We start from the raw sequence: 3,817 nt of genomic DNA, 5'->3' as shown, positions 1-3,817 counted from the left end.
GTCGTGGGTCTGCTCTTGAATGCGGCGGTCGCTGACTGCGCGCCCTCGCATACCGCGCACAGGCCCAGGTTCTCGTCGCCGGGCTCGACAGCGGCGGGGCGATTCATGCGGTGCGGTCCGAGACGCGCAGCCATCAATGACTGATGCGCTTCACGCGCTCCGCGAAATCGAAGTCCGGGCTGCGCTCCTCGGTGTGGCAGCGGACGCAAACCGCCTTCCAGTCCTTCTCGCCCTCCGCCCCCGCGCGCTCCTCGTGTTGGCTCATCGGGAAATGGCACGCCTCGCACTGCACGCCTTTGAGCGCGACCGACGGCAGCTTGCTCGGGTCGCCTGTCGTGTGGCAGGGCAGGCACTTGGCATCATAGCGGTGCCCCGCGCGCTTCAACGTCTCCCAGCCCTGTGCGTGCCGCGTCTGCTCCCACGACTTGGCGATCTCGCCGTGACACTCCGCGCACTTCTCGACGCCCTCGTAGCCCTCGTGTTGTCCCGTCGTCTGGGACAGCAGTTCGATGTAGCCCTCGTTTTCCGTCTGCGTGTATCCCTCGATGATCTTCGCGACCTCGGGATGGCGCTCGCCGCGCCACGGTACCGTCGCGGTGCGCCAGTTGGTCGCACGCAGCCGCGAGCCCTGCGGCCTCAGCCGCACCACCGAGACGAATCGCCCGAAGCTCGGCGGCTGTATCCACAGCGTCTCGGCGACGAGTTCCGGGTCGGGGATGCGCGACCACTGGTCGCCCCCCGCTACGACCTCGATCCCGGGGATGCGCGCGAGCTTCTTGCCCTCCGTCGGGCTCACATGCGCCAGCACAACTACTGCGTCAGCCTGCTCGCGCACCTCAGGCAGGTACTTCTTGATCGCCTCCCCCGGGCTGATCGCGGTGATCTGCGCCGCGCCGCCCCCGCCCGACGAGAGCGCCCCCAGCACTCCCATCACGCCGATCTTCGTGCGTCCTGCCGCGACCACGGCGAACGGCTTGACCACCGGCTCCCCCGTGTCCGCATGCACCAGGTTCGTCGAAACCACCACCATCGGCGTCAGCGACGCGATGTGGTTGAGGAACTCGACACCGCGCGACGCCTCCTGATCGCCTACATTGAGCACGTGATAACCCGCCGCGCCCATCGCGCGAATCATCACCTCCGCGCGCTCCGCCAAATCCTTCGCTTCCACGGCATCGCCCGCATCGAGGACGACCAGCGGCACGCCCTCCTTGCGGTAGCTCTCGAGCAGCGCCGCCTTCTCCGGGAACCCGCCCGCCTTGTCGCTCGGGCAGCCGCAGGTCTCCAGGAGCGTATTGCAGTTCGCGGTGAGCGCGAGCCGCACGTCCCCGCTCACCACGCTGCTCGATGGCGGCGCCAGCGCCAGCACGAGCAAGCACGCCGCGATCGCCGCACCGATTGCGGTCACCGCGCTGACGCGCCCGGCGACCAAGCGCCGCCGCGTAGAATCGCTGTAACATCTCTTTCGCATCATCACTCCGTCCTATCACTCGCTTCGCCGCGGCGACGTCAAGCCCCTCCACACTCCCCGATGACTCGCGCGCCGGAATCGCTGTGCACGATACACGGCTTGCCGCCCGCATCGGCGAGAGCGGCCGCGACACGCTCCTCCGCCCCCGGGCAGTACGCGAACATGCACCCGCCGCCGCCCGAGCCGTTCAGCTTCGCCCCGAGCGCCCCCGCCGCGACCGCCGCCTCGACCATGCGGTCCAGCTTGGGCGTGGACACGCCGAGCTTCCCGCTCAGCTCCCAGTGATGCTGCGTCAAGAGCCGACCGACCGCGGCGGGATCGAGACCCCCGCGCAGCAGCTCCAGCCCGCGCCGGCACAGGTCGCGGTCAATGATGTTCGCCTCGACCTTCAGCCGGTTGTGCTCCGGCAGGTCCGCCAGCCATGGCCCTGCGTCATCGAGCGTCGTCGCGTGCAGGTCGAACTCACCATGCCGCTCCTTGAGCAGGCGCACTCCTTCGAGCACATCCTCCTTGGACCGGCGCAGCACCGTTGTCGTCTCTTTGCGCTCCACAGAATCGCCCAGCACGAAGCCGTCCATGCTCTCGCGCAGCGGCGTGACCTCTATCGGATCCCGTGTATCTATGTGCACCACCCCGCCCATCGCGCTCGTATAATGATCCATCATCCCGCCCGGCTCGCCGAACTCAACCACCTCGGCGCGGTGCGCCAGGCGCGCCACGGCTGCGGGATCATCCTTGCCGCACGCGTCCGCCGCTTCGAGCAGGAACTTCACCCATGCCACGGTCAGCGCCGACGAGCTGGAGCAGCCCGCGTTGATGGGGAGCTTCCCGGTGATGGTGCAGTCCCATCCCAGCGGCGGCTGGATGCCTTCCCTCAGAAGCACATTGATCGCCGCGCGCAGGTAGTCGCGAGGGGTGCGGGGCTCGAGGGCGCAGCACGGGTCGAACTCGTCGGCGTCCTCGATATCGGGCATATCGAGCCGGATGACATCGCCCCCGACGCGCCTGCCGAAGATCGTGATATGCAGGTCAATCGCGGCGGCGATCACGGGCAGCCCCAGAAAATCCTGGTGCTCCCCGAACAGGCAAATGCGTCCCGGCGCCGCAACGGTGAGTGTGTCTGCCATACCGAGGTGTGACGTGAGCGCGGTTCGCGCTCCAACTCCGCGCTGCAAACAGTATATCAGACCGCCCCACCGCCGGCAAACTTCAGGGTGCGGATGCGGGTGTGTAGCTGGCGCCGGCCCAGCCGAGTGTCATTCCAATCAAGCGCAGCGAGAGAGGAATCTCGCCCCGGTTCACCCGCCTTCCCCCTCCCTTTCCTCTATCTCCCGCACGATCCGCTCTAACTCCCCGCCGCCGAGCTACGAGTCCGCCTCACTCGCCCCGTGGGGCAAGCTCTACGACACGTGCGACGACTTGCTCTATCGTCAGGTCATCGGTATCAATGATGACCGCATCGGCCGCCGCGCGCAGAGGGGAGGCAGCCCGCGTCTCGTCCCGCTCGTCGCGCTCGCGCACGCTCGCGAGAACCTCCTCGAACCGAGCCGCCTTTCCCGCCGCCTCGAGATCCTGCATCCGCCGCCGCGCGCGCTCTTCCGGCGACGCGGTGAGGAACACCTTCACATCCGCGTCGGGCAGCACGACGGTCTGGATGTCGCGCCCCTCCATGACCACTCCGCCGCCCGCCGCCACCCGCTGTTGCAGCGCCACGAGCTGCCGCCGCACCTCGGGATGCGTGGATATCCGCGATGCGAGTTGCTCGAGTTCCGGCGAACGCAGCTCTGCCCCGATGTCTTCCCCCGACACGAGCACCCGCGCGCGCCCATCCGGCAGCGGTTCGAGCCGGAGATCCATCCGCTCGGTCATCTCGGCCAGCGCTTGCGCATCATCCGGGTCAACGCCCAGCTTCCGCGCCTGCAGCGCCACCGCGCGGTACATCGCGCCCGTCTCGACGCACATCAGCCCCAGCCGCTGCGCTGCGAGCCGCGCGATGGTCGTCTTCCCCGACCCTGCCGGGCCGTCTATCGCAATCCTGGGCTTACGCACTCCCTCATCTCACGAAGCAGCGGCTCGCCTCCGCCGCGACCCGGCGACTCCGCGTCCTCTGCGCTCTCCGCGGTTCAGACGCCGTCTCACGTCGCCCGTCGCACCGCCGCCCACGCTCTCCGCAGCCAGAACGCGACTGTCATGCCGGCCATCGCCCCCCAATACGCCGGCCACGACAGCGCGCCGCGGTAGTGTTTCCGGTAGAACCGCGCCAGCCCCTCCTGGCTCAACCGCAGCGCCGCGCGCCGCGCCTGCGCCGTGCTCGCGCCGACGTGATGGATCGCCTGCGCCTGCGGC

At 68.7% G+C, this 3,817-nt stretch carries 4 protein-coding genes; all 4 read right to left on the bottom strand.

The annotated features are described in order from the left end of the window. Positions 1-133 precede the first annotated feature (133 nt). Positions 134-1,474, bottom strand: coding sequence for a hypothetical protein (locus tag JSV65_13625; GenBank protein UCH33595.1), 1,341 nt, complete (start codon positions 1,472-1,474; stop codon positions 134-136). 35 nt (positions 1,475-1,509) lie between these two features. Further along, the gene (locus tag JSV65_13620) at positions 1,510-2,598 is read right to left on the bottom strand and encodes a GHMP kinase (protein ID UCH33594.1); all 1,089 of its coding nucleotides are present in this window, start codon (positions 2,596-2,598) and stop codon (positions 1,510-1,512) included. 250 nt (positions 2,599-2,848) lie between these two features. After that, on the bottom strand, positions 2,849-3,520 hold the full coding sequence (locus JSV65_13615; protein ID UCH33593.1) for a (d)CMP kinase: 672 nt from the start codon (positions 3,518-3,520) through the stop codon (positions 2,849-2,851). Positions 3,521-3,606: 86 nt separating this feature from the next. Next, a partial coding sequence (locus JSV65_13610) for a hypothetical protein (GenBank protein ID UCH33592.1) occupies positions 3,607-3,817 on the bottom strand: 211 nt, incomplete at its 5' end.

This window comes from Armatimonadota bacterium (genome assembly GCA_020354555.1).
Classification (GTDB): Bacteria; Armatimonadota; Hebobacteria.
The sequence above is the reverse complement of the archived record's forward strand: the minus strand, read 5'-3'. Positions and strand labels throughout refer to the sequence as shown.